General features: G+C 66.6%; 25 protein-coding genes and 1 other RNA gene. 13 read left to right on the plus strand and 13 right to left on the minus strand.

Annotation, left to right across the window (positions count from 1 at the left end):
- Nucleotides 1–2 precede the first annotated feature (2 nt).
- From ACCQ05_RS12035 to dapB, 3 genes are all read right to left on the minus strand, one after another.
- Nucleotides 3–446 carry a DUF6973 domain-containing protein gene (locus tag ACCQ05_RS12035; RefSeq protein WP_228961571.1) on the minus strand — a complete coding sequence of 148 codons (444 nt, stop codon included), beginning with the start codon at nt 444–446 and terminating at the stop codon, nt 3–5.
- Nucleotides 446–1,600 (minus strand): glutamine-hydrolyzing carbamoyl-phosphate synthase small subunit, encoded by a 1,155-nt coding sequence (gene carA, locus ACCQ05_RS12040; protein WP_228961570.1) that lies wholly within the window; start codon nt 1,598–1,600, stop codon nt 446–448. Before carA ends, ACCQ05_RS12035 begins: the two co-directional genes overlap by 1 nt.
- A gap of 236 nt (nt 1,601–1,836) precedes the next feature.
- The gene (dapB, locus tag ACCQ05_RS12045; protein WP_372390450.1) at nt 1,837–2,553 is read right to left on the minus strand and encodes a 4-hydroxy-tetrahydrodipicolinate reductase; all 717 of its coding nucleotides are present in this window, start codon (nt 2,551–2,553) and stop codon (nt 1,837–1,839) included.
- Between the two features lie 683 nt (nt 2,554–3,236).
- Between dapB and ACCQ05_RS12050 the strand changes: the two genes are divergently transcribed.
- Nucleotides 3,237–3,312, plus strand: a non-coding RNA gene (locus tag ACCQ05_RS12050) — sX9 sRNA.
- 29 nt (nt 3,313–3,341) lie between these two features.
- On the opposite strand, the gene ACCQ05_RS12055 is transcribed toward ACCQ05_RS12050, so the two are convergent.
- From ACCQ05_RS12055 to ACCQ05_RS12080, 6 genes are all read right to left on the minus strand, one after another.
- Complete coding sequence (locus ACCQ05_RS12055; protein ID WP_372390452.1) at nt 3,342–4,061, minus strand: MOSC domain-containing protein; 720 nt, start codon at nt 4,059–4,061, stop codon at nt 3,342–3,344.
- Nucleotides 4,058–5,260 carry an aminotransferase-like domain-containing protein gene (locus tag ACCQ05_RS12060; protein ID WP_372390454.1) on the minus strand — a complete coding sequence of 401 codons (1,203 nt, stop codon included), beginning with the start codon at nt 5,258–5,260 and terminating at the stop codon, nt 4,058–4,060. The genes ACCQ05_RS12055 and ACCQ05_RS12060 overlap by 4 nt, the downstream gene beginning before the upstream one ends.
- Nucleotides 5,261–5,338: 78 nt before the next feature.
- Complete coding sequence (locus tag ACCQ05_RS12065) at nt 5,339–5,839, minus strand: nuclear transport factor 2 family protein (protein ID WP_372394059.1); 501 nt, start codon at nt 5,837–5,839, stop codon at nt 5,339–5,341.
- 60 nt (nt 5,840–5,899) lie between these two features.
- Nucleotides 5,900–6,154 (minus strand): DUF6587 family protein, encoded by a 255-nt coding sequence (locus ACCQ05_RS12070; protein ID WP_372390456.1) that lies wholly within the window; start codon nt 6,152–6,154, stop codon nt 5,900–5,902.
- Nucleotide 6,155: 1 nt separating this feature from the next.
- Nucleotides 6,156–8,015 carry a ferrous iron transporter B gene (feoB, locus tag ACCQ05_RS12075; RefSeq protein WP_372390458.1) on the minus strand — a complete coding sequence of 620 codons (1,860 nt, stop codon included), beginning with the start codon at nt 8,013–8,015 and terminating at the stop codon, nt 6,156–6,158.
- Nucleotides 8,012–8,260 carry a FeoA family protein gene (locus ACCQ05_RS12080; RefSeq protein ID WP_228961563.1) on the minus strand — a complete coding sequence of 83 codons (249 nt, stop codon included), beginning with the start codon at nt 8,258–8,260 and terminating at the stop codon, nt 8,012–8,014. Before ACCQ05_RS12080 ends, feoB begins: the two co-directional genes overlap by 4 nt.
- Before the next feature lie 114 nt (nt 8,261–8,374).
- Between ACCQ05_RS12080 and ACCQ05_RS12085 the strand changes: the two genes are divergently transcribed.
- The 5 genes from ACCQ05_RS12085 (at nt 8,375) to ACCQ05_RS12105 (ending at nt 12,099) form a co-directional block, all read left to right on the plus strand.
- A complete protein-coding gene (locus ACCQ05_RS12085) occupies nt 8,375–9,172 on the plus strand; it encodes an enoyl-CoA hydratase-related protein (protein ID WP_372390460.1) in 798 nt (265 codons plus the stop codon).
- 55 nt (nt 9,173–9,227) lie between these two features.
- A complete protein-coding gene (locus ACCQ05_RS12090; RefSeq protein WP_228961561.1) occupies nt 9,228–10,124 on the plus strand; it encodes a hydroxymethylglutaryl-CoA lyase in 897 nt (298 codons plus the stop codon).
- Between the two features lie 124 nt (nt 10,125–10,248).
- Nucleotides 10,249–11,019: an SDR family NAD(P)-dependent oxidoreductase gene (locus ACCQ05_RS12095; protein ID WP_372390463.1), complete on the plus strand. Its 771-nt coding sequence runs from the start codon at nt 10,249–10,251 to the stop codon at nt 11,017–11,019.
- A 127-nt stretch (nt 11,020–11,146) separates the two neighbouring features.
- The gene (gene yeiP, locus ACCQ05_RS12100) at nt 11,147–11,713 is read left to right on the plus strand and encodes an elongation factor P-like protein YeiP (RefSeq protein WP_104540915.1); all 567 of its coding nucleotides are present in this window, start codon (nt 11,147–11,149) and stop codon (nt 11,711–11,713) included.
- On the plus strand, nt 11,713–12,099 hold the full coding sequence (locus ACCQ05_RS12105; protein ID WP_372390466.1) for a hypothetical protein: 387 nt from the start codon (nt 11,713–11,715) through the stop codon (nt 12,097–12,099). Before yeiP ends, ACCQ05_RS12105 begins: the two co-directional genes overlap by 1 nt.
- 548 nt (nt 12,100–12,647) lie before the next feature.
- Here ACCQ05_RS12105 and ACCQ05_RS12110 read toward each other — a convergent pair.
- From ACCQ05_RS12110 to ACCQ05_RS12120, 3 genes are read right to left on the minus strand one after another with little or no spacing between them, the layout of a single operon-like run.
- The gene (locus ACCQ05_RS12110) at nt 12,648–14,522 is read right to left on the minus strand and encodes a DUF7844 domain-containing protein (RefSeq protein WP_506191522.1); all 1,875 of its coding nucleotides are present in this window, start codon (nt 14,520–14,522) and stop codon (nt 12,648–12,650) included.
- Nucleotides 14,519–14,812: a DUF2388 domain-containing protein gene (locus tag ACCQ05_RS12115; RefSeq protein WP_228964782.1), complete on the minus strand. Its 294-nt coding sequence runs from the start codon at nt 14,810–14,812 to the stop codon at nt 14,519–14,521. The genes ACCQ05_RS12110 and ACCQ05_RS12115 overlap by 4 nt, the downstream gene beginning before the upstream one ends.
- Before the next feature lie 34 nt (nt 14,813–14,846).
- Nucleotides 14,847–16,265, minus strand: a complete 1,419-nt coding sequence (locus tag ACCQ05_RS12120) for a D-2-hydroxyglutarate dehydrogenase (protein ID WP_228964781.1) — start codon at nt 16,263–16,265, stop codon at nt 14,847–14,849.
- 209 nt (nt 16,266–16,474) lie between these two features.
- Between ACCQ05_RS12120 and serA the strand changes: the two genes are divergently transcribed.
- Entirely contained in the window at nt 16,475–17,716 is a 1,242-nt protein-coding gene (serA, locus tag ACCQ05_RS12125; protein WP_104540921.1) for a phosphoglycerate dehydrogenase, read from the plus strand.
- 254 nt (nt 17,717–17,970) lie between these two features.
- Here serA and ACCQ05_RS12130 read toward each other — a convergent pair whose 3' ends face one another.
- On the minus strand, nt 17,971–18,555 hold the full coding sequence (locus ACCQ05_RS12130) for an NUDIX hydrolase (protein ID WP_372390468.1): 585 nt from the start codon (nt 18,553–18,555) through the stop codon (nt 17,971–17,973).
- 141 nt (nt 18,556–18,696) lie between these two features.
- On the opposite strand from ACCQ05_RS12130, the gene ACCQ05_RS12135 reads away from it, so the two are divergent.
- The 6 genes from ACCQ05_RS12135 to ACCQ05_RS12160 all read left to right on the plus strand — a co-directional run bounded on the left by ACCQ05_RS12135 (nt 18,697) and on the right by ACCQ05_RS12160 (nt 25,557).
- Nucleotides 18,697–20,169 carry an amino acid permease gene (locus ACCQ05_RS12135; protein ID WP_372390471.1) on the plus strand — a complete coding sequence of 491 codons (1,473 nt, stop codon included), beginning with the start codon at nt 18,697–18,699 and terminating at the stop codon, nt 20,167–20,169.
- A gap of 128 nt (nt 20,170–20,297) precedes the next feature.
- On the plus strand, nt 20,298–21,728 hold the full coding sequence (locus tag ACCQ05_RS12140) for an amino acid permease (RefSeq protein ID WP_372390474.1): 1,431 nt from the start codon (nt 20,298–20,300) through the stop codon (nt 21,726–21,728).
- A gap of 694 nt (nt 21,729–22,422) precedes the next feature.
- A complete protein-coding gene (locus ACCQ05_RS12145; protein WP_104540924.1) occupies nt 22,423–23,076 on the plus strand; it encodes a methylthioribulose 1-phosphate dehydratase in 654 nt (217 codons plus the stop codon).
- A 34-nt stretch (nt 23,077–23,110) separates the two neighbouring features.
- Nucleotides 23,111–23,677 carry a 1,2-dihydroxy-3-keto-5-methylthiopentene dioxygenase gene (locus ACCQ05_RS12150; protein ID WP_228963240.1) on the plus strand — a complete coding sequence of 189 codons (567 nt, stop codon included), beginning with the start codon at nt 23,111–23,113 and terminating at the stop codon, nt 23,675–23,677.
- Between the two features lie 2 nt (nt 23,678–23,679).
- Nucleotides 23,680–24,378 carry an acireductone synthase gene (mtnC, locus tag ACCQ05_RS12155; RefSeq protein ID WP_104540925.1) on the plus strand — a complete coding sequence of 233 codons (699 nt, stop codon included), beginning with the start codon at nt 23,680–23,682 and terminating at the stop codon, nt 24,376–24,378.
- Nucleotides 24,379–24,552: 174 nt separating this feature from the next.
- Nucleotides 24,553–25,557: a C13 family peptidase gene (locus ACCQ05_RS12160; RefSeq protein WP_372394063.1), complete on the plus strand. Its 1,005-nt coding sequence runs from the start codon at nt 24,553–24,555 to the stop codon at nt 25,555–25,557.
- Nucleotides 25,558–25,580: the final 23 nt, after the last annotated feature.

Raw genomic sequence — 25,580 nt, forward strand, 5'->3', positions numbered from 1 at the left:
CCTCAGTAAAGTCGGTCCTGCCACGCTGCAGGAGCGCGCCAGGTGATCTGGTCGGGCGATCGGGCATCGATCGCACCATGGTCGACCGCGGCGCGAACCTCTCGCTGCATCGCGGCCCAGCTTGGAGCGGCCGCGCCGATACGCGCGCCGATCGCATTGTTGTGGGCATCCATCGCCCGGCTGGCATTGCCCTGCCCGCCGCGCTCCATCATCGCCGTGACCAGATCCACGCAGCGCGGGGACAAGGTGTAGGCGACGATGGCGCTTGCAAGGCTGTGTCGATAGGCATCGGCCGGCCCGTTGCGTCCGCCTGCCAGGCCGGCGCCGAGCCACTGCGCATACACCGCAATCAGCACGAACGCCGGATAGGCAGCAAGCACCAGCGCCGCCAACACGATCACACGCCAGCGGCGCGATCGCGACGGCAGGGCCAGCGCTGCCTTCATCAGGCCTTGGCCGCCATCAGCGCCGTGAACCGATCGAACAACGGCCCCACATCGCGCGGGCCCGGCGATGCTTCCGGATGGCCCTGGAACGAGAACGCCGGCGCGTCGGTCAGCGCGATGCCCTGATTGGTGCCGTCGAACAGCGAGCGATGGGTGACCCGCACATTGGCCGGCAGCGTGCTTTCGTCCACCGCAAAGCCATGGTTCTGCGAGGTGATCATCACCCGCCCGCCGTCCAGATCCTGCACCGGGTGATTGGCGCCATGGTGGCCGGTGGTCATCTTCAGCGTCTTCGCGCCAGCGGCCAGTGCCAGCAGCTGATGGCCCAGGCAGATGCCGAAGGTCGGCACCTTCTTCGCCACCAACTCCTTGATCGCTGCGATGGCGTAGTCGCAAGGTTCCGGATCGCCGGGGCCGTTGGACAGGAACACACCGTCCGGGTTCATCGCCAGCACCTCGGCTACCGGGGTCTGCGCCGGCACCACGGTGACATCGCAGCCGCGCTCGGCGAGCATGCGCAGGATGTTGATCTTGACGCCATAGTCGTAGGCAACGACCTTGAATGTTTGCCCTTGTGCGGACTTTCCATCATTCAACGCACCGAGACCCAGGAAGGTATTGGAATTCAAATCCAGCGAGCCTTCCTGCCAGGTGTAGCTGGCCTCGGTCGAGACCACCTTGGCCAGGTCCATGCCCTTCAGGCCGGGGAACTTGCGCGCGGCTTCCAGTGCCTTTTCCACGTCGATTTCGCCAGCCATCAGCGCACCGTTCTGCGCGCCCTTTTCGCGCAGCAGACGGGTCAGCTTGCGGGTATCGATGCCGGAAATGGCCACCACGCCGCGTGCCTGCAGCCATTCCGGCAGGGCCACCTGGCTGCGCCAGCTACTGGGACGGCGCGGCACATCGCGCACGATCAGGCCGGCAGCCCAGATCTTGCGGGCCTCGTCGTCCTGGTCGGTGAAACCGGTATTGCCGATATGCGGATAGGTCAGCGTGACCATCTGGCGGGCGTAGGAGGGATCGGTCAGGACTTCCTGATAACCGGTCATGGCGGTGTTGAACACCACTTCGCCGACGGAAAGCCCGTTGGCGCCTACGGATTCGCCCTCGAACACGGTGCCGTCTTCGAGGACAAGGATTGCGGGTTGGGTCACGTGGGGTCTCGCTCTGGCTGCCTGGGACTCCGATGCGCTTCCGGCCAAATTCCGGTTGCAGCAAAGCGCGGACGCGGTGCTGGGGACCGGTCCGACGCTGGTTCGGGCAAGCGAGAATTGTAATGGCAAGTGCCCGGCCTTGCCAGCCTGACGAGCGAGACCAGCGCCTGCACGGCGGCGCTCCCGCATGAATGCGCGGCCACGCACGGCGTGCGTTCACACGCGGTTGCGCTGCGCTATAGCACCAGGTCGCGCACCCGATAGCTGCCGGCAGGCCGGCCGATCAGGCGCTTGGCCGCATGCAGCGCACCACGCGCGAAGATGTCGCGGTTGGTGGCGCGATGCACCAGCTCCACCCGCTCGCCCAGCCCAGTGAACTGCACCGTATGCTCGCCGACGATATCGCCGGCACGCAGGCTGGCAAAGCGCGGCTGCGCGCCGCTGCCGGTGGCGGCTTCGCCCAGGGTCAGCGCGGTGCCCGATGGCGCGTCCTGCTTGTGCACGTGATGCGCTTCGACGATGTCGCAATCCCAGCCCGGCAGGGTACCGGCGGCACGTTCGACCAGCTCGGTCAGCACCGCCACGCCCAGGCTGAAGTTGGAGGCCCACACCAGCGGGATCTGTTGCGCGGCCTCCAGCAATGCCGAGCGCTGCGCCTCGTCCAGGCCGGTCGTACCGGACACCAGCGGTTTGCCGCGCTGCGCGCACAACGCCAGGATCGGCGCAAAGCCCTGCGGCAGGCTGAAATCGATCGCCACATCGAAGGCGGGCGCGCCGCCCAGCTCGCTGGCGGCGAAGAACGGCACGCCGTCCACCACCCGCTGCGCAGGCGAACGCCCCACCACTGCCCCGACAACCTGCAAGGCCTCGTCATCGGCCGCCAGGCGCAGCAAGGCCTTGCCCATCCGCCCGGAGGCACCGTGGATCAACACTTTTATAGGAGACGTTGTCATGCCCGCAGGCTAGCGAGGCTGCGGGGGTTGTACAAGGTGCTGGGATTCGGGATTCGGGAGTCGGGAGTCGGGAGTCGGGAGTCGGGAGTCGGGAGTCGGAGAGCATGAAGCCCGAGGCCGCGAGTAGATGCAGGAACTTTTCGGGAGTTGGCTGGGGGCTCGGGCTGACTGCGGGATGATTACTCGTCACTTGCGTTTGCGGTTGATCAGTCGCTTGGCAATCGAGGGTCGCGCGTTTGCACTGTGCATGCATGCGCTGGGCTGGCAGCGGTGCAAAGTATGGCGATGTGCTGTAAGCGCGCATTGCGCGCCGCTGCAGAGCACGCCTGCAAGAGAGCACTGCGGGCGCTGGCTGGAGTGCCTGCGCCGTGTCGGCGCGGCAGCGTGCGGGGCTACGTTGTTGCGATGGTGGTTCGGTGTGCGGTGGGCTGGTGGTTTGGCGCCAGCCCACCAAAAAGCTGCATCAACCAGGACAATCAGCGCGGGCGCTGCAAGCATCGCTCCCTGAAGCGGGCTACAGAACGCGGCGAGCAGTCGTCGGGTGGGTGTGGACGGCGCGCAGCATTCGAAGCGGAGAAGTGGCCTGCCGATTGCGGGCACCGCCATGCCCGCATGGCTGCTAAGAGCAGCTAGCAGAACGACTGCGCGGCCGTCAGGCGGGCGCGGTCGGCGCTTGGTGCGGCATGTACCACTCGTACACTGCGCTTCCTCCGCGCCGTCCTCATCCACCTGACGACCGCTCGCTACGTTTTGGTAGCCGCTCCAAGCAACCGTGTTGTCAGCTGCCCTCAATCTTCCACGCCATCCAGGCGTTTGCTCCAGCTCTCGACCTGACTGCGTTGCAGGCGGCGTTCGAACAGGGTGCGCCATGACGGCACCAATGGCAGCGTCAGCACCTCGGCGATGGCGGTTTCGTCCACCGCGCGTGCGTAGAGCAGTTGTTGCAGGCGCGACAGCGACCAGTGTGGATTCGGACGTGCCTGCAAGGCCAGGACGTCGCCTGCAGCCACGACACCGGGTTGTAGCACGCGGTAGTACCAGCCGGTACGGCCGGTGTCCTGCACCCGGCGCGCCATGTCGCGCACGCCGAAGCGGTCAGAGAGTTTCCAGCATGGCTGGCGCACTTGCGACACCTCCACCACCGCCGTGCCCAACGCGAAGCGATCGCCCAGGCAAATGTCGGCTTCGGTCAGCCCGACGGTGCTCAGGTTCTCGCCGAAGGCACCGGCGTTCTCCAGCAAGGCATGCGCACCGAGTTCGCTGCGCCAGGCGGCATAGTGGTCGCGCGGATAATGGTGGATGGCCTTGTCCGGCCCGCCATGCACGCGGCGGTCGCCCTGCTCGTCGCCGTCCAGCCCGTCGATACCCACCCGCACTGGTCCGGGCACCGCACGCTTGTCGATGGCGCTGCGCGAGCCAGGGCGGCTGAAATCGCGCGCCACGCCAATGGCCACGCTATCGATCGGCGTGGACGATGGCGTCTGCGCGGTCATTGCGGATGCCGTCATGCACCCTGCCCCGGCAGCTCGGCCAATGCCTCGCGCAACACTTCGCCCAGCACCTGGATGCCGGCATCGATCTTTTCGGCCGGCACGGTCACGAACGACAGGCGCAAGGTGTTGGCCTGCGGCAAGGTGGCAAAGAACGGCGCACCCGGCACAAAGGCCACGTTGCGTGCGATGGCGCGCGCCAGCAGCGCCGTGCCGTCCAGTCCCGGGGGCAGGCTGACCCACAGGAACATCCCGCCTTCGGGGCGGTTCCATTGCACCTGTTCCGGGAAGTGCAGGTCCAGCGCTTCCAGCATCAGGCTGCACTGGCGTGCGTAGAGCGCGCGAATCTGCGGGATATGGGTGTCGAGAAAATCGTCCTGCAGGGTCTGGTACACCACGCGCTGGGTGAACGATGGCGTATGCAGATCGGCTGCCTGCTTGGCCTGGATCAGCTTGCCAAGCACCGCCTCCGGCGCCACCACGTAACCCAGTCGCAGGCCCGGCGCGAGCACCTTGGAGAACGAACCCATGTAGATGACGCCTTCGGGGTTCATCGACAATAGGCTCGGCAGCGGCTCACCGCTGTAATACAGCTCGCCATACGGATCGTCTTCGACAATCGGCACGCCCGCCTGCGCGGCACGCTCCACCAGCGCCTGGCGCCGGGCCAGCGGCAGACGGCGGCCGGTGGGATTCTGGAAGTTGGGCAGGCAATACAGAAACCGCGCATCGGCCAGCAGGGCCGGATCCAGCGCGTCCACCACCACGCCCTCCTCGTCCGAGGGCATGCCGACGAAGCTGGGCTGGAACAGCGAAAACGCCTGCAGTGCGCCCAGGTAGCTAGGCGTCTCCACCAGCACCTTGCTGCCTTCGTCGATGAACACTTTGCCCAACAGGTCAAGGCCCTGCTGCGAGCCGGTGGTGATCAGCACCTGGCTGGGCCGGATGCTGGCGCCATCGCGGCTCAGGCGCGCAGCCACCCACTCGCGCAGCGGCGCATAGCCTTCGGTCGGGCCGTATTGCAACGCCGCCTGCGGCGCATCGCGCAAGACCTGGTCGCTGGCCGCGCGCATGCGCTCCACCGGAAAGGTGGCCGGCGATGGCAGGCCACCAGCGAAGGAAATGACCTCCGGGCGCTCGGTCACCTTGAGAATTTCGCGAATCGCCGAACTGGTCAGCGCCTGCGCACGTCGGGAAATCTGGAAGGAAGTGGTCATGGCACAAGCATACCCAACGACAGTTGCGTGGATGCTGTGCACTGCAGCGTGAAACGCGCCGCCATTGCGGGCACCAGGCTATTGGTAAGCCGGCCCAACCCAGGCGGAGCCCTCGCTGCGCGTAATCAGCGTTTTCCAGCGCTTGCGGATCAGCTTGTCACGCGAGCGGAAGGTCATGCGCATGCCCGGCAGGCCGAGCGTGGCGCGCGTCTCCACCAGCGCCGACTGTTCGTCGGGCGCAATCTCGATCTTGGTGATCGTCTGCTTGTAGTCGATCAGTTCTTCCGGCTCTGCCAAATGCCGCATCTGGCTCAGCACCTGCGCCCATTCGCCGTTGGATTTGCAGTACTTGGCGCGGTTGGTGGTCTCGCGCTTCTGGTGAGAATCCATGCGGTACAGGACCACCATTTCGAATTCCGGCGCCGTCATCTTGCACAGGGCCTCGCCATCCTGGCCCATCATCGCCTTGTCCTGGGCGGCGTAGAAATCGCGCACCTGCTTTTCGTCCAGCGAGTTACCGCCGTAGTTGTACAGCCCGGCCACCGCGGCCAGGATCGCCAGCAACACCAGCAAACGCATTCCCATCCCCCTGTCATGCCGCGTCCTGCGGCCGCGCAAGTGTAGCCGAGGTTGCGCGCGTCAGTGCTTGCGTGACGGCGTCGGGCCGCAACTGTCGCAACCGCCGCAGGACGCGCCACCCTGCGTGGCCGGCGGTGCGATGCGGCGGCCGAGCACGTGCATCCAGGCCGGCAGGCCGGCGCGCAGCAGAGCGAGCGCAAGCGCCCCGCGCAAGCGGCGCACCGTGCCGGGAAACTGCTTCTTCATCACCACCCACAGGCTGAGCAGCACCGCGACGGCGATGACCAGGTATTGCAGGGTGAGCGGCAGGTCCACCTCAGCCAGCCCCGAGCGCGACCGCCAGCTGGTAGGTCACCAGCGAGGCCAGGTAGGCCAGCGCGAACAGGTACACCGCGCTGACGGTCATCTGCTTCCACGAATTGGTTTCGCGCTTGATCGTGGCCAGCGTGGAGATGCACATCGGTGCATAGATGTACCAGACCAGCAGCGACAGCGCGGTGGCCAGCGACCAGCCATCGCTGATCAGCGGCGACAGGGCCTGTGCGGCGGCATCGTCATCGGCGGCCGACAGCGCATACACCGTGGCCAGCGAGGCCACCGCCACTTCGCGCGCGGCCAGGCCGGGAATCAGCGCGATGCAGATCTGCCAGTTGAAGCCCAGCGGTGCGAAGAACACCGCCATCGCGTGGCCGATGCGGCCGGCGAAGCTGTAGTCGATCGCCGGCAGGGTGGCATTGGCTGGCGCCGCCGGGAACGAGAGCAGGAACCACAGCAGGATGGTCAGCGCCAGGATGATGCCGCCCACGCGCTTGAGGAAGATCCAGGCGCGCTCCCACAACCCCAGCGCCAGGTCGCGCAGGTGCGGCACACGGTAGGACGGCAGCTCCAGCATCAGCGGATGCTCGCTCTTGTCGCGGCGCCACTTCTTCATCGTCCACGACACCAGCAATGCACTGACGATGGCGGCGGCATACAGACCGAACAGCACCAGCCCCTGCTGGTTGAAGATGCCCCAGACGGTCTTCTGCGGAATGAAGGCGCCGATCAGCAGCGCGTACACCGGCAGGCGCGCCGAACACGTCATCAGCGGCGCGACCATGATGGTGGCCAGCCGGTCGCGCGGGTCCTGGATGCTGCGGGTGGACATGATGCCCGGCACCGCACATGCAAAACTCGACAGCAACGGAATGAACGAGCGCCCGGACAAGCCGGCCGCCGCCATCATGCGATCGAGCAGGAAGGCGGCGCGCGGCAGGTAGCCGGATTCTTCCAGCGCCAGGATGAAGGCGAACAGGATCAGGATCTGCGGCAGGAAGATGATCACCCCGCCCAGGCCGGCGATGATGCCGTCCTTGAGCAGGCTGTTGAGCGGGCCTTCCGGCATGGCGGTTCCCACCCATTCGCCCAGCGCAGCGGTGCCGGCATCGATCAGGTCCATCACCGGCGTGGCCCAGGCATACACCGCCTGGAAGATCAGGAACATCACCACCGCCAGCGTCACCAGCCCCCAGACCGGATGCAGCAGCCAGCGGTCCAGCGCGTCGTCCACCCGCGAGGTGCGCGTGGGCATGGTCACCGCCGCGCTCAGGATCTGCCGCACCTGCGCGTGGTAGTTGCCATCGGCCGGGGGCGTGGCGGTCGGCGCGGCCAGGCTGGCCGCCTGCGTATCGAGCCGCTCCACCAGGGCCTTGGCGCCACCGCGCCGCACCGCCACGGTTTCCACCACCGGCACACCCAGCGCCTGTTCCAGCGCCGGCAGGTCGATGACGATGCCGCGCCGCTGCGCGGCATCGACCATGTTCAATGCCACGATCATCGGCCGGCCCAGTTCGCGCAGCTCCAGCGCAAAGCGCAGGTGCAGGCGCAGATTGGTCGCATCCATCACGCAGACCAGCACGTCCGGTGCCGGTTCGCCGGGGTAGAAGCCGCGGCACAGGTCGCGGGTGATCGCCTCGTCCAGGCTGGCCGGCTGCAGGCTGTAGGCACCGGGCAGATCCAGCACGGCGAAATCGCGTCCGGACGGCGCGCGGAAGTGTCCTTCCTTGCGCTCGACGGTGACGCCGGTGTAGTTGGCCACCTTCTGGCGGCTGCCGGTGAGTTGATTGAACAGTGCGGTCTTGCCGCTGTTGGGATTGCCCACCAGCGCCAGACGCAAGGGAGCCGCTGCCGCGCTCATGCAGGTGCTCCGTCCTGCCGCACCTGCACCCGTGCCGCCTCGCTGCGGCGCAGGGCAAAGCGCGTATAGCCCACCTGCACCAGCAGCGGCTCACGGCCGACAGGCCCCACCGCCAGCACCGTCACGTCCTCGCCCGCCACGAAACCCAGCTCGCGCAACCGCCGTGCGATGGTGTCGTTGGGCTGACGGTCCTGCACGGATTCCACGGTGGCGACACGATGCAATGGCATATCCGACAACGTCACAAAGACGGCCTGATTGTTAGGAATGGTTCTCAATTCTAGCATCGACGCACCGCGTCATGGCTCCGGCGAGCGGTGCCGTTATCATGGTTCGCATCCCATTCATGGACGTAGGCAATGCAGGACACCGGCTTGATCGTCGAGGACCAGGGAGTGGTCCGCACCTTGCGCCTGCACCGCCCCGCGGTGCACAACGCCTTCGATGCGACCTTGATCGCAGCCCTCACCACCGCCCTGCAACAGGCCGGCAGTGCAGCGCAGATCCGCGTGGTGGTGTTGACCGGTGCCGGTGACGCGTTTTCCGCGGGCGCCGACCTGACCTGGATGCGCGGCATGGCCAGTGCCAGCGAAACAGAGAATGCCGCCGATGCATTGGCGCTGGCGCGACTGATGCGCACGCTGGACGAACTGCCCAAGCCCACCATCGCCCGCGTCAATGGCGCGGCCTTCGGTGGTGGCGTCGGCCTGGTGGCCTGCTGCGATATCGCCATCGGCTGCGTCGAGGCGCGCTTCGGCCTGACCGAGAGCAAATTGGGGCTGCTGCCGGCGGTGATCTCGCCCTATGTCGTCGCCGCCATCGGTGCGCGCCAGGCACGACGCTGGTTCGCCACTGCCGAGATCTTCGACGCCGGCACCGCGCAGGCGCTGGGCTTGCTGCACCAGCTGGTTGCGGCCGATCAACTGGACACGGCAGTGGAGCGCCAGGTCCGCCTGTTGCTGGCGGCTGCGCCACTGGCCGCCAGCACGGCCAAATCCCTGGTGCGCTCGGTCATGCCGGCCGCCGACCGCGACGCCATCGATGCCGCCAACGCGGCCTGGATCGCCCGCCTGCGCGTCTCGCCCGAAGGCCAGGAGGGCCTGGGGGCGTTCCTGGACAAGCGCGCTCCCGCCTGGGTGCCGGAGAGCGTGGCGTGAGCGCGTTCGACCATGTCGACCTCGCCTGCAGCAACCTGCACGGCGACCGGACCGAATGAGCGACTTCGTCCGCATCGTCGAGGTGGGCCCGCGCGATGGGCTGCAGAACGAGGCGCAACCGATCGCCACCGCCGACAAGATCGCGCTGATCGACCAGTTGTCGGCCACTGGCTTGCGCACCATCGAAGCCACCAGCTTCGTCAGCCCTCGCTGGGTGCCGCAACTGGCCGACGCCGCCGAGGTGTTCGCCGGCATCACGCAAGCGCCTGGCATCGCCTACCCGGTGCTGGTGCCGAACCTGCAGGGCTATACCCGCGCGCAGGCCGCCGGGGCGCGCGAGGTGGCGGTCTTCACGGCCGCGTCGGAGACGTTCAACCGCACCAACACCAATGCCGGCATCGATGAGTCGATCGAGCGGTTTCGCCCGATCCTGGAGCAGGCCGCCCTCGATGGCGTGCGTGTGCGCGGCTATGTCTCCACCGTGCTCGGCTGCCCCTACCAGGGCGAGGTGCCGGTGGCCGACGTGGTGGATGTGGCGCAACGGCTGTACGCGCTGGGCTGCTATGAGATCTCGCTGGGCGACACCATCGGGGTCGGCACGCCGCGCAAGGCGCAGCAGATGCTGGCCGCGGTGGCGCAGCAGGTGCCGATGCAGGCCCTGGCCGTGCATTTCCACGATACCTATGGCCAGGCGCTGGCCAATATCGCCGCCTGCCTAGAGGAAGGCGTGCGCGTGGTCGATGCCGCCGTCTCCGGCGCCGGCGGGTGCCCGTACGCAAAGGGCGCCAGCGGCAACGTCGCCAGCGAAGACGTGGTGTACCTGCTGCATGGCCTGGGCATGTCCACCGGCATCGACCTGCCCGCCCTCGCCCGCACCGGCCGCTGGCTGGCGCAACTGCTCGGGCGCGACACCGGCAGCAAGGTGGGCAAGGCACTGGCGGCGGCCGGCTGAGGTTCGCCAGGCCGTTACACCACCACGATCGCGCAAGGGCTTCGGCTAGAATTGCCGGCCCCGCGCCAACCCGTTCGCGAGCCGACCTGTGTCGGCCCGCACCGCTTCTTCAAGGATTCCATCCATGCAGCCAACTCCTGTCCTCGCGGTGATCACCGGTGGCGTGTCCGGGCTCGGCCTGGCAGTGGCGCAGCGCATCGTTGCCGATGGCGGCAAGGTGGCCCTGTTCGACGTCAATGCCGACAAGGCCGACGCGGCGCTTGCGCTGCTGGGTGCCGGCAACGCGCACTACTTCGCCACCGATGTGACCGATGAAGCGCAGGTGGCGGCCAACATCGCGCAGGCCGCACAGGCATTGGGCGGACTGAATCTGGTGGTGAACTGCGCCGGCATCCTGGGCGCTGGCCGCGTGCTGGGCAAGGAAGCGCCGATGCCGCTGGCGACCTTCCGCAACACCGTGCTGGTCAATCTGGTCGGCAGCTTCAATGTCGCCAAGGCCGCGGCCGATGTCATGCAACACAACGCCGCCGGCGAGGATGGCGAACGCGGGGTGATCATCCACACCGCCTCGGTGGCCGCCTACGAGGGCCAGATCGGCCAGGCCGCGTACGCCGCCAGCAAGGGCGGCGTGGTCGGCATGACCCTGCCGATGGCGCGCGAGCTGGCCCGCTTCGGCATTCGCGTGATGACGATCGCCCCCGGCGTGTTCTGGACGCCGATGGTCGATGGCATGCCCGAAGCGGTACAGCAATCGCTGGCCGCGGCGATCCCGTTCCCCTCGCGCCTGGGCCGACCCGACGAATACGCCGACACCGTCGCCTTCATTCTGCGCAATCGCTATCTCAACGGCGAAGTGATCCGCCTGGACGGCGGCGTGCGGTTGGCATCCAAGTAGTCGGGATTGGGGATTCGGGATTGGGGATTGGTCACAGCAAGAACGCCGTACCCTCCCCGCCTCCTGCAATCCTGTTTTCGCCAATCCCAAATCCCCAATCCCTAATCCCCAATCTCCGACTCAACCCATGAAAGCCAACGACATCAAGAAAGGCAACGTCGTCGAATACAACGGCGGCATTTATCAGATCCGCGACATCGAGCGCAGCTCGCCGCAGGGGCGCGGCGGCAACGTGCGTTTCCGCTTCATCATGTACAGCGTGCCCGGCGGCGCAAAGCTGGATGCCAGCTTCGATGCCGACGACAACCTGCCGGAAGTCGAGCTGCTGCGCCGCCAGTCCACGTTCTCGTACAAGGACGGTGAGGCGTTCGTGTTCATGGACGACGAAGACTTCACTCCCTACACGCTGGATGCGGATGTGATCGGCAACGATGCCGGCTACATCACCGATGGCCTGACCGGCATCTACGTGCAGGTGATCGACGACCAGCCGGTGGCGGTGCAACTGCCGCAGACGGTGACGCTGGAAGTGGTGGAAACCCCGCCCGAGCTCAAGGGCGGCACCGCCACCAAGCGCCCGAAGCCGGCCAAGCTCAATACCGGCATGGAAATCATGGTGCCCGAGTACATCAGCAACGGCGAACGCGTGCTGGTCAACACCACCACCGGCGAGTTCGCCGGCCGCGCCGACTGATGCGGCGCCTGCTCGCAGCCCTGTCGCTGGGGCTGCTGGCTGCCTGCACCGCCAAACCGGCACCGACGCTCGCGTCGGCGCCGGCTGCGGCAACCTGCACCGATCCCAAGGTGGAGGAAGAATGGCTGCAGCACCCGGCCGGCCTGTGCGGCATGCCCGCCGACGTGCGTGCGCTGGTGGACGACTACGACACCTGCGTGCATTTCTCTGGCGAAGAACCCTACGACGCCGATCGCCGCCACGAGATCGAAGTGGCAGTTGCGCAATTCTGCACACCAGCGCCGGCACGTCTGGCCAAGCTGATGCAGCAGTACCGCAACGATGCGCACATCAGCCAATGGCTGCGCCAGTATGCGATGCAAGCGGATCTGCAACCCGCCGGCTGAGGTATCCCCTCACCCCTCGGGACATTGGTCCTCTTTGCGGGGAAAGGTGGCGCGTGGCGCCGGATGACGGTAAGGACGAAGCCTCGTGCAGTTGGACCTACACGATAGCTTCGCCCCATACCCTCGCCCCAACCCCCGCTCTGCGCCCCGGCCCGCGCTCGCAGCGCGGGCGCTCCAAGGCACGCGCGCCAGTGGCGCGCAACCCGTGCCTTCTCGCCCCGGCGGGAGAGGGGCTTGCCGCTGCGGGCGAACGAAGGACTGCAGTTCTTCCTTCTCCCGCCGGGGCATTGCCCTCCTTCATGGAGGGGAAGGTGCTCCGTAGGGGCGGATCAGGGGCGCCGCAGAGAACTGTCAGCGGCCGCGATGATAAACGCGTCGCCACGCGTCGTCAGAATCACCGACGCACTATTCCCCCCCGCTCCGCGTCCCGGTCCGCGCTTGCGACGCAGGCGCTCCAAGGCTCGCGCGCCACTGGCGCGCAAGCGGTGCCTTCTCACCCCCCGTGGGAGAGGCGCTCGTGCTGCGCTCCCTTCGCGTTGCCCGGTTGGCTATTGCACCTGCACAGGCATGCGCATGTCCGGCTGCACGTTGTCGGCGTCCGCATCGCCGCGCGCGAGCACTCGCAGGCGCGTGCGCAAACGCGCCACATTCGCCTCGCCCCGCTCCAATCCACTGCGCAGATTGGCCGGCAAGTGCTGGCGGCCCAGACGCTGCAGCTGCTTCCAGCCACCGACCAGCATATCGCTGTCCTGCGCCACGCGCGCGCTCAGTTGCTGTTGCTCGTCTGGCTGAGGCAAGCCGTATCCAGTGCGTCCCAACAGGATCGCGGGACGACTGAGTTGCGCTTCGCGCGCGAACAATGACTGCAGCTGCCCCTGCACTGTTTCGCGCCCCACCACGCCCGCTTGCAGCAGGCGTTTGAGGGCATCGCGCGCCAGCAACTCCTGGCGCCGCAACGCGGCCTGCTCCAGCAACAAGGCCGCTGCGGTTTCGCGCAGGCCGCCACGATCGAACCACTGCGCACGTGCATCCGGTTGCGCGTCCAGCCATTGCTCAACGCTGGTCTGCGGCACCGGCAGCCCGCGCCGGAGCACATCGAACATGGCCTGGTAATGCGCCGCCGCCGACTCGAAGTAATAGCCCTGCCGCATGGCCTGGGCACGATCCTCCAGCATGCTCATGTCGGCAATGCCGGCGCGCTGCAGGCGCTGGCGCACACCGCGCGGAGTGATTGACGACAGGCCGGCGGCGGCCAGACGCGGCACGCCGTCGTGCAGCAGCTTGTAGGTTTCCACCGCACAGTTGTTGCTGATGAAGTAATAGCGCCCGTCGTAACTCCAGTGCACCTGCGCCGCACGCGTCAGCAGCGCGGCGATCTCCGCCGGTGTCAACGCCAACGGCACCGACGACAGCGCGCGCAGTTCCACCTTGGTGTATTCGTCCACCACCTGGTTCAACGGCAGCACGAACAGGCGCGAGGGATACGAGCCAGTGAGCCCGCGCCAGCTGGAAATCTGCACATCGCCAACGAAGGCGCGGAACGACAGCACGCGGTGGTACTGCAGGTCCAGCCGGCACGCCGGCCCGGGCGCACGGCCGGGCGCGCAGATCACCAGCCGCAGCATGCTGTGGCCCCAGCGGCTCATCGGCTGTTCGTTACCTTCGGCGAGCAGGTAGTCCATCGCGTAGACGCGCGCCGGGTCCAGCGTCAGCAAGGACATCGCACCGGCATCGTTGTCGGCCTGCAGATATGGCAGCGCGGGCGCGCATGACGCGGCAGCCTGCGGCGGACCCAGCTGTTGCGAGAACCACGCCGCCAGTGCAGGACGCCGGCAGGCGTAGTCCGGGTCCAGTACGAAATATTCCAGATTGACCGCGACGAACTCGGCCGGGCTGTGCCGCTCGTAGTCGTCGGGGCTGCGGTCGCTGAAGCGGTTGGCGCCACGTCCGATGCGCCAGGGACGCACCTGCCAGCCGGCCAGGTCGCGCAACCGCGGATCGCGCGACAAGGCGCTGCCACTGCTACGGTCGAGCACATGCGCCAACTCGTGCACCAAGGCCGCCATGGCGGCGCGCGTGGGCGGTGATGCGACATCGCGGCGCGCACTGGCCGGCTGCGCGCGCCATGCCTGCAACAAGGCGCGATCAAGCAGAATGCGCTGGCCGATGGCACGGCCATGCACCTGGGCCGGTAAATCGTCGCGCCACTGCAAGGTGATCGGCGCCCTCAGACGCTCGGCCAAGCGCAACGGCAGGCGCTGGGCCACCTGCTGCGCCAGCGCATCGCTGGCCGCGCGGTCGGCCGGGTCCGATACCGACGCCACGATGTCGATCCGCGAGACCGGCGCGGCGGCGGCGTCAAGCTGTGCGGCCGCGACGATCGCCGCGGCCAACCACCACCCGCCGCGTCGGCGTGGACTCACTGCGCCAGGATGGACTGCGCCAGTTCCAGGTCGCTGGCCAGGCGCGCTGCATCGCTGCGCGTGCGCAGTTGCAGCAGCGCCGCTTCCAGACGTGCGCCCCGGATGGCGCCGTTGCTGGCGACGAAGCCGGCCGCGTCTTCGCGCGCATCGGCCACTACCTTGTCGTCGCCGGAGCTGCTGCTGTTGGACGAGCCGGCCGACGAGGCGCCGGCCGAGGTGCCAGCCAGGCTGGAAGCAAACGCCGCCAGCGGCAGCAGGGTCAATGCACAAAACACAAGTGGGCGCATCATCGGCGTGTCGTTTCCATGTGAAGGTCCGGAGAGACTAACCGGCGTGCGCGCCGGCGGGCGCATTGTCCATCTCGAACAGCTTGCCGGGATTCAGCAAAAGATGGGGGTCGAGCACATGTTTGATGCCACGCATCAATGCGATCTCCGCGCCGGAGCGAGTGCTCCACAGGTACGGCTTCTTGACCAACCCGATGCCGTGCTCGGCCGAGATGCTGCCACCGAAGCGCTGCAGCGCCTGCGCCAGCAGCTTGGTGACCTGGTCGCAGGCCGCCACGAACTCGGCCTGGCTGGTGGCATCGGGCTTGAGCACATTGATGTGCAGGTTGCCATCGCCGATATGGCCGAACCACACCACGTCGAAATGCGGATAGGCCTCGCCGAGCAAGGCCTGGGTTTCGGCCAGGAATGCCGGCATGGCCGAGATCCGCACCGACACATCGTTCTTGTAGGGCGTATAGCGTGCCACCGCCTCGGTGATGCCCTCGCGCAGGCGCCACAGCTGCGCGGCCTGCGCATCGCTCTGGCTGATCACACCATCGCTGACCCAGCCCTGCTCCATGCAGGTCTCGAACGCCGCCATCGCGGCCGCTTCCTGCGCTTGATCGCCCACCGCGAATTCGGTGACCACGTAATACGGATGCACCTCGGCAAAAGGCGCCTGCGCGCCATGCGCCAGCACGTGTTCCAGCGCGCGGTCGGTGAAGAATTCGAAGGCCTCCAGGCGCAGCTGCGCGCGGAAGGCGGCGAACACCTGCATCAGCACATCGAACGAGGGCAGCGCCAGCAGCATCACATTGCTGGGCGGCGGCGGATCGGTCAGCCGCAAGGTCGCCTCGACCACAATGCCGAGCGTGCCCTCGGAGCCGATCAGCAGGTGGCGAAAATCGTAGCCGCTGGAATTTTTCACCAGCGCGTTGTTGAGCTCCAGCAGCTCGCCGGCGCCGGTCACCACCTTCAGGCCGGCGACCCACTCGCGGGTATTGCCATAGCGGATCACCCGGATCCCGCCGGCATTGGTGGCGATGTTGCCGCCGATCGAGCACGAACCGCGCGCGGCAAAGTCCACCGGATAGATCAGGCCATGTTCGCGTGCGGCGTTGTGCACCGCTTCCAGCGGCATGCCGGCCTGCACGGTGAGCGTGCGATCCACCGCGTTGAAGTCCAGCGGCTTGTTCAGACGTTCCAGACTCAGCACCAGCTCGCCGTTGGCCGCCACCGCACCACCGGACAACCCGGTACGGCCGCCCGAGGGCACCACCGCCACGCCTTGCGCGTTGGCCCAGCGCATCACCGCCTGCACTTCATCGACCGATCCCGGTAGCGCGATGGCCAGCGGGTCGGGTGTCCAGCGGCGCGTCCAGTCGCGGCCGTAATGTTCCAGGTCGGCCGGCTCGGTCTTCAAACGCAACGCCGGCACGGCCTGTTGCAACGAAAGAATGCGGGGATCGGTCATGGCACGCGGCGCTGCGGATAGGAACCGCACAGCGTGCCAGCGTGCGCCGGCCTCGTCCAGCCGCACCGCAGGCCGGCACCGATGCGTTGGATTCAGCTGAAACCGTTGCGGCACAAGGGCTGCGGGAGGGCGAACCGTGCGTTGCGAGCGCCCCATCGTGCACCTCATCTGGCATAGTTGCCGACCCGATTGCTGCATTGCGCTCCCCCATGTCGCCGAAGAAAACCTCGTTTCCCAAGCAGGACATCCGCGTGCTGTTGCTGGAAGGCATCAGCCCGACCGCAGTGGATGTGTTCCGCGCCGCCGGTTATTCGCAAATCGAATTGCATGCCAAGTCGTTGCCGGAAGACGAGTTGATCGCCCGCATCGCCGACGCGCACATCGTCGGCATCCGCTCGCGCACGCAGCTGAGCGCGCAGGTGCTGGCGCACGCCAAGCGCCTGATCGCGGTGGGCTGCTTCTGCATCGGCACCAACCAGGTGGATCTGGACGCGGCCGAGCTGGCCGGCATTCCGGTGTTCAACGCGCCCTACTCCAATACCCGCAGCGTGGCCGAACTGGTCATCGCCGAAGCGATCCTGTTGCTGCGCGGCATCCCGCAGAAGAATGCCGAGTGCCATCGCGGCGGCTGGTCGAAATCGGCCGCCGGCAGCCACGAAACACGCGGCAAGGTGCTGGGCATCGTCGGCTACGGGCATATCGGCACCCAGGTCGGCGTGCTGGCCGAAGCGTTAGGGATGCAGGTGATCTTCCACGACATCGAGACCAAGCTGTCGCTGGGCAATGCACGCGCTGCCATCGACCTGGACGACCTGCTGGCGCGCTCGGACGTGGTCACCTTGCACGTGCCGGAAACCCCGTCGACCAAGGACATGATCGGCGCGGCCGAAATCGCCCGCATGAAGCCCGGCGCGCACCTGATCAACGCCTCGCGCGGCACCGTCATCGACATCGACGCGCTGGATGCGGCGCTCACCTCCGGCCAGATCGGCGGCGCGGCGGTGGACGTGTTCCCGATCGAGCCCAAGGGCAATGGCGATGCGTTCGAATCGAAGTTGACCGCGCACGACAACGTGATCCTGACCCCGCACGTGGGCGGCAGCACGCTGGAAGCGCAGGACAATATCGGGATTGAAGTCGCCGCCAAGCTGGTGCGCTACAGCGACAACGGCAGCACCCTGTCGGCGGTGAATTTCCCGGAAGTGACGCTTCCCGAGCATGCCGATAGCCTGCGCCTGCTGCACATCCACCGCAACGTGCCGGGTGTGCTGTCCAGGATCAACGAACTGTTCTCGCGCCACAACGTCAACATCGACGGCCAGTTCCTGCGTACTGACCCCAAGGTCGGCTACGTGGTGATCGACGTCAGCGCCAGCGAGGCGCAGGCCGCCGCGTTGAAGGACGGGCTGGCGTTGATCGAAGGGACCTTGCGGACGCGGGTCTTGTATTGATCTGTTGGTGCAAGAGCGCCCTCATCCGGCGCGTTGCGCCACCTTCTCCCGCAAGCGGGAGAAGGCAGAGCAGGTCGTCCGGTGCTCAGGTGCGGCAGAGTGGTGCACGAGCACCCTCATCCGGCGCGTTGCGCCACCTTCTCCCGCAAGCGGGAGAAGGCAATACGGGTCATCCGGTGCTCACTTGCTCCCTTCTCCCGCTTGCGGGAGAAGGTGCCCGCAGGGCGGATGAGGGCGCACTCCCCCAGCACCCATCACACGCTTCGAGCCAGCCACTTCTCGGCCATGCGCCGCAGCGACGGATCCAGCTGCGGCTCGGCAAGCAGCTCGGCAATCGGGCGCCAGGCCAGGGCCAGCGATTCCTCGCTGACTTCGAAGTCTTCGTCCGCGCCAGCCACCACCACGTAGCGCGCATCGTAGTGCCAGTGGCCTGCCACCTCGCCGCGTGCCGGGATCCAGTGACGGTCCAGATCGAATAGATCCGCATCCGCCAGCCTCAGACCGGGCAAACCGGATTCTTCTTCCGCTTCGCGCAGCGCGACCTGGGCCAGGTCGCGGTCGCCATCGGCGTGCCCGCCCAGTTGCAGCCAGCGCTGCAGCTTGCGGTGATGGGTCAACAGGGTGCGACTGCCATCGGCGCTGACCACCCAGGCCGAGCCAGTGAAATGACCTTCGACACGCTCGCGCACGAATGGATCGGTGGCATCGTCCAGCAACTGTGCGAACTGCTCGGCCACCACGGCCTCGTCCGGCCAGCGCGTGCGGTAGGCAGCCAGTTGCTGCCGCAGGGTTGCATCCACCATCTGTCGTTCTCGGTTGCGCGTGGGCCAGGCCACCATTATCGCCATTCATGCTGCGTACGCGCTTGTCGTGAGCGTGTAGCTTTGGCAAGGTAGGCCGCTTGCCTGTCCGCTCGGGACGCGGCGCACACCTTCGCCCGGGCGCCAGCGCCTTGGCTTTGCCACTTGGGGATGTACCGAATGCTGAAGTCTCTGTTGAGGGTCAAACCGATCGAGCCCGCTGGACACGTCGATGCGGGCGAGCCGGTCGAAGGCAGCCTGCAGGGCGAAGCCACGCTGCAACGGACCCTCACCGCCAAGCACCTGATCATGCTCGGCATCGGCGCGGTGATCGGCGCCGGCATCTTCGTGCTGACCGGCCAGGCCGCGGCCAACCATGCCGGCCCGGCGGTGATGCTGTCCTTCGTCTTTGCCGGCATCGCCTGTGCCTTCGCCGGCCTGTGCTACGCCGAATTCGCCGCGATGATGCCGGTCTCCGGCAGCGCCTACTCGTATTCATACGCCACGCTGGGCGAAGGCATTGCCTGGTTCATCGGCTGGTGCCTGGTGCTGGAATATCTGTTCGCCGGCTCCAGCGTCGCGGTGGGCTGGTCGGCCTACCTGATCAGCTTCCTGACCGGCACGCTGGGGCTGCCGTTTCCGGCAGAGCTGGCTGGCGCGCCATTGACCTGGGACGGGCACGGCTTCGTCAGCTCCGGCAACATCATCAATTTGCCAGCGGTACTGATCGTCGCTGCAGTGAGCATGCTGTGCTACGTCGGCGTCACCCAGTCGGCGTTCGCCAATGCGATCGTGGTGGCGATCAAGGTGGTGGTGATCTGCCTGTTCGTCGGCTTCGGCATCGCCTATATCGACCCGGCCAACTGGCACCCCTTCATCCCGGAAAACACTGGCCCTGGCCAGTTCGGCTGGGACGGGGTGTTTCGCGCGGCGTCCATCGTGTTCTTCTCCTATATCGGTTTCGACGCGGTCTCGACCTCGGCCGGCGAAACCAAGGATCCGCAGAAGAACATGCCGATCGGCATCCTGGTGTCGCTGGCGATCTGCACGGTGATCTACATCATCGTCTGTGCGGTGCTGACCGGGCTGCTGCCCTACAGCCAGCTCGGCACTGCCAAGCCGGTGGCCACCGCGCTGGAAGCGCACCCGCAGCTGACCTGGCTCAAGACCGCGGTGGAGATCGGCGCGATCGCCGGCCTTTCCTCGGTGGTGCTGGTGATGCTGATGGCGCAACCGCGCATCTTCTACACCATGTCCAAGGACGGGTTGATGCCCAGGCTGTTCGGCAAGGTGCACCCGAAATTCCACACGCCCTACGTCGGCACCCTGTTCGTCGGCGTGGTTGCCGCGCTGCTGGCCGGCATGATCCCGTTGAACGTGCTGGGCGAACTGGTCTCGATGGGCACCCTGCTCGCCTTTGCCACTGTCTGCGCCGGCGTCCTGGTGCTGCGCTTCACCAAGCCCGAGCTGCCGCGCCCGTTCCGGGTGCCGTTGGCCATGGTGATCTGCCCATTGGGCGCACTGGCCTGCCTGTTCCTGTTCTTCCAGGCCTTCCAGGAGCACTGGAAGGTATTCGTCGGCTGGACCGTCATCGGCCTGTGCATCTATTTCGGTTACGGCATCCACCATAGCCGGCTGGCACGCAAGGCTTGACCGCAAGTCCTCGGCAACAGCCCGCACCGCCGCGTGCGGGAATCTGACACCGCGAGTCCCTCGCAACAACCCGCACATCTCGAACCCGCCCGCACCGCCATGTGCAGGGAGTCAACAGGAACCGCTGCATGTTCAAGCAACTCTGGGCCACCAAACACCCGCACGCCAGCCATGAGGCGGCCGACGGTCTGGGCCTGCAACGCGCGCTCGGTCCCTGGGGGCTGACCGCCCTGGGCATCGGCGCGGTGATCGGCGGCGGCATCTTCGTCATCACCGGCCAGGCTGCGGCCGATCACGCCGGCCCGGCGATCATGCTGTCGTTCGTGCTGGCCGCAGTGTGCTGCGCGTTCTGCGCGATGGCCTACGCCGAATTCGCGGCGATGGTACCGGTGTCCGGCAGCGCCTACACCTATACCTACGCCACCTTCGGCGAACTGGCGGCCTGGTTCATCGGCTGGATGCTGGTGCTGGAATACGGCGTCTCGGCCTCGGCGGTGGCGGTCAGCTGGACCGGCTATTTCCTGAGCCTGCTGGAACACTTCGACATCCATCTGCCGGCCGCCCTGGTCAGCGCGCCGCTGGACGGCAAGCTGCAACCCACCGGCGCGATCGCCAACCTGCCGGCCGCCGGCATCGTGCTGTTGCTGACCTGGCTGTGCTACGTGGGCATCCGCAAGTCCTCGGCGATGAACATGGCGATGGTGATCCTCAAGACGGGACTGATCATCCTGGTGATCGCGGCCGGCTGGAAATACGTGGATACCGCCAACTGGCACCCCTTCATCCCGGCCAACGAAGGTCCGGGCAAGTACGGCATGGAAGGCGTGCTGCGCGGCGCGGCGATGGTGTTCTTCGCCTATATCGGTTTCGAGGCGGTCTCGGTGGCGGCACAGGAATCGCACCGACCGCAGCGCGACCTGCCGATCGGCATGATGCTGTCGCTGGTGGTCTGCACCGTGCTGTACATCGCCATGGCCGCGGTGATGACCGGCCTGGTGCCCTACACCCTGCTGGGCACCGACGAGCCGGTGGTGACCGCCGTGGCCGCGCACCCGCAGCTGGCCTGGCTGCGCGTGGTGGTGGAAGTGGGCGCGCTGATCGGGCTGTCATCGGTGGTGCTGGTGATGATCATCGGCCAGCCGCGCATCTTCATGATCATTGCCCGCGATGGCCTGCTGCCCGCGATCTTCACCCGCATCCATCCCAAGTACCGCACGCCGCATGTCAATACCGTCATCACCGGCATCGGCATCGCGTTGCTGGCGGCGTTGTTCCCGCTGGACGTGCTGGGCGAGCTGACTTCGATGGGCACGCTGATCGCCTTCGCCGCCGTCTGCGCCGGTGTGCTGATCCTGCGCCACACCCATCCGGAACTGCCGCGTCCGTTCCGCATTCCGTTCGTCTGGCCGATCTGCATCGCCGGCGTGCTGAGCTGCCTGGCGCTGCTGTCGGCGATGACCCTGCACAACTGGATGCTGATGGGGCTGTGGACGCTGGTCGGGTTGGCGATCTATTTCGGCTACGGCTACCGCCACAGCCGCCTGCGCGACGGTCGCTGAGCAAACGCGCGAGCCATCAGTGGCTGACGCGAACACTGCGCGTCGGTATACGAATTGCAGATAGTCCGGGCCCTGGTTGCAAAGCGGTCGATCTGCGGTTTTCCTGCAGGCGCGCGGATCTGCCGCCTGGCTTGAGGGTGACGATCTGTCGCTTGAATGCAGGCCCCTTGCCCGCTCACTGTCGCCGGACACGCCGCGGGTCCGTCCCTTCAGGTTTTTATGCGGCATCCATGCCGAACAAGGTCCCGCGACGGTGGGCAGGCAAGGACCGGTCGAGATGGTCGGTGCGCATCGTTGGGCGCGTTGCGTGATGCATGTTGTCAGATGCTGGCACGCCGGTTCGACGCCCGACACATGTGCGACAGGCGGCTTTCCATGCCGCCACCGACCACAGTCTGGCTCGGTGTCCTCGCCGATTGCGGGACCGTTGGCGGCATGGATGCCGCCACCGAGCCCCCATGGACGGGTTAACGGCGTGTCCCGCAAGCGGTGAGGGCGCCGAGCCCCCGCCCGACTCAGCAGTTGACCCGAACTTCTGACTGCATCCAACCAGAGACGGCTTACACCACCACTGCGCTCACTACCAGACGCGCGCTCGCCACATTCTGTCAGCGACTCGTGATCCGAGCCTTTCAGGAACACACGCTGCTGCGCTGCACCTGACCGTAATCCGGTGGGGCAGTAGAATACGTCCATGAATGCGACCACTGCCCCCCTGCCCTATAGCGCCGCCCGTCTGCACGAGCTGGCGCAGTTGCTGATCGGCAATATCCGCGAGCTGGCCCAGGCCGGCTGGACGCCGGCCACCAGCAGCAATTTTTCCCATCGCCTGGACGAACAGCACGCTGCAATCACCGTCTCCGGACGCGACAAGGGCCGCCTGGTCGAAGAAGACATCATGGTGGTGGATTTCGATGGCCAGGCCGTCGGCCGCCCGCTGCGCCCGTCGGCCGAAACCCTGCTGCACACCCAGCTGTATCGTCGGTTTCCGGAGATCGGTTGCGTGCTGCATACCCACTCGCCGGTGCAGACGATCGCGTCCCGCCTGTATGCAGGCAGCGGCGTGATCCGCCTGGAAGGCTACGAATTGCTCAAGGCCTTCGACGGCAATACCACCCACGACACCGCGGTGGACGTGCCGGTGTTCGCCAACACCCAGGACATGCAAGTACTCGCAACGCAGGTCGACGCCCTGCTGGACAAACGCAGCATGTGGGGGTATCTCATCGAAGGACACGGCCTGTATGCCTGGGGCCGCAACATGGCCGAGGCACGCCGCCATCTGGAGGCATTCGAATTCCTGCTGCACTGCGAACTCGAACTGCTGAAATTGCGCGGCCCGCGCTGAGTTCTGCCCGTCCCCCTTCGTGAGCCAGACCGCCATGAGCCGACTGCGTATCTTCGCCGACACCAATCCCGCCACCCCGCACTTCGACAGCCGCGATGGCGATGCGATCGCCACCGAACTGAAGAAGATCGGCGTGACCTTCGAGCGCTGGCATGCCAGCAAGCCGGTCGAACCCGGCGCCACGCCCGAGCAGGTGATGGACGCCTATCGCGCCGACATCGACCGCATCAGCGCCGAGCGCGGTTTCAAGACCGTGGACGTGGTCAGCATCGCGCCGGACAACCCCAAGCGCGAGGAAATGCGCGCCAAGTTCCTGGACGAGCACTTCCACAAGGAAGACGAAGTACGGTTCTTCGTCGCCGGCTCGGGCCTGTTCACCCTGCACGTACAGGACAAGGTCTACGAGATCGAGTGCGTCAAGGACGACCTGATCGCCGTACCCGACAGCACCCTGCACTGGTTCGACATGGGGCCGGAGCCGCACTTCGTGGCGATCCGCTTCTTCACCGAGCCCGACGGCTGGGTCGGCCACTTCACCGGTACCGAAATCGCCAAACAATTCCCCCGCTACGCCCCCGAGAAACCTCACAAGGCCAGCTGACGATGACACGACCGCAAGCGATCCTCACCGATATCGAAGGTACGACCAGCAGCATCTCGTTCGTCAAGGACGTGCTGTTTCCGTATGCACGTCGTGCCATGCCCGCCTATGTGCGCGAGCACGGCAATCACCCGCAGGTGCGTCACTGGCTCAACCAGGTGGCCGACGAGATCGGCGAGGACGTGCCGGACGAGGTGTTGATCGCCACGCTGCAGACCTGGATCGACGAGGACCGCAAGCACACCGCGCTCAAGGCCTTGCAGGGGCTGATCTGGGGCGATGGTTACAAGACCGCCGATTTCACCGCGCACATCTATGCCGACGCGGCGATCCAGCTGCAGGCCTGGCATGCGCAAGGCATTCCGCTGTACGTGTACTCGTCCGGCTCGGTGCCGGCGCAGAAGCTGTTCTTCGCCCATAGCGATGCCGGGGATCTGAGCGGGCTGGTCACCGACTGGTTCGATACCGAAGTCGGCCCCAAGCGCGAGAGCGCCAGCTACCGCCGCATCGCCGAACGCATCGGCGTGCCTGCCACCGAGATCCTGTTCCTGTCGGACGTGATCGAGGAACTGGATGCGGCCAAGCGCACCGGCATGCGCACCGCGCTGCTGGATCGCCGCGAAGACTACCCCACGCCGCGCTCGGCCGAGGACGTCGGCAGCCATCAGCGGGTGGAGAGTTTTTCGCAGCTGGTGTTCTGAGCCAGCGCAGTGAGTGAAGGCATCCGGTTGCCGCACAGCGGCCGGGTGTTCTTCCAGGCGCAGCATGTCGGTACCGCTGGTACGCGTCTTCGAGAGGCCTCGGCGTTGTTCTCATCGCTTTCCCCCTGGTTGCCCGCAGCGGCCGCGATCCGGCGGGCGCCGGCATTGCTGGCCATGGTCGTTCTGCTGGGCGGTTGCCATCCCGATGCCGGTGCAGCCTTGCCGGCACCGGCCGCGCAACAAACCGCAGAACCCGACCCGGTCGATCAGGCCGCGCTGGCCAAGGCACTGTCCGCGCTACAACCGCAGCGCCCCGGCGTGACCGACCTGTACGTGGTCGGCTTTGCCGGCGATGCCAGCGACGATGTGTTCCGCAACGAAACGCTCTACCTCAAGCAGTTGTTCGAGCAGCGCTTCGACGCCCGCGGGCGGGTGGTCGCCCTGGTCAACAACCCCGACAACCTGGGCGAACAGCCGTACGCACCGCTGGCGACCTACGACAATCTCTACGACACGCTCGCGGCGGTCGGCAAGCGCATGGATCGCAAGGAAGACGCGCTGCTGCTGTTCGTCACCACCCACGGCACCGAAGACCACACCCTGTATGTGCAGGTGGACGGGAACGAAGAAGACTTCATCAGCCCGCAGGATCTGCGCACCGCGTTGGACGATGCCGGGATCGACCACCGCATCATCGTGCTGTCGGCCTGCTATTCCGGCGGTTTCATCCCTGCGTTGCGCTCGCCGGACACGCTGATACTGACCGCGGCGCGCGCCGACCGCCCCTCGTTCGGCTGCGGCAACACCTCCAACGCTACCTATTTCGGCCAGGCCTGGCTGATCGATGCGATGAACCAGAGCGACGATCCGCTGGCGGCCTTCACCATAGCCAAGGCCGAGATCACCGCGCGCGAAAAGCAGGACGGTGAACTGCCCTCGTTGCCGCAGCAGTCGCTCGGCAAGCGCATCGCGCCAGTGCTGGCCCGCTGGCGGGCGGGGCTTATGCCGGGACCGGCGGTTGCCTACCCCTATCCGCCGGTAGCGCCTGCGGTCGATGCGGGGGCGGATCTGGACGACAGCGGCGACCCTGCGCCCGCGCCCGAGCGCGCCAACGACCGGTCACCTGCGCCAAAGACGTCAGCATCCGGCACCCGCTCGCCTGCTACGCCTACGCCGTAACAGGCTGAGACTAATTCTCATTT

Source organism: Xanthomonas sp. NCPPB 3582 (assembly GCF_041475735.2).
Taxonomy (GTDB): Bacteria; Pseudomonadota; Gammaproteobacteria; order Xanthomonadales; family Xanthomonadaceae; genus Xanthomonas; species Xanthomonas codiaei.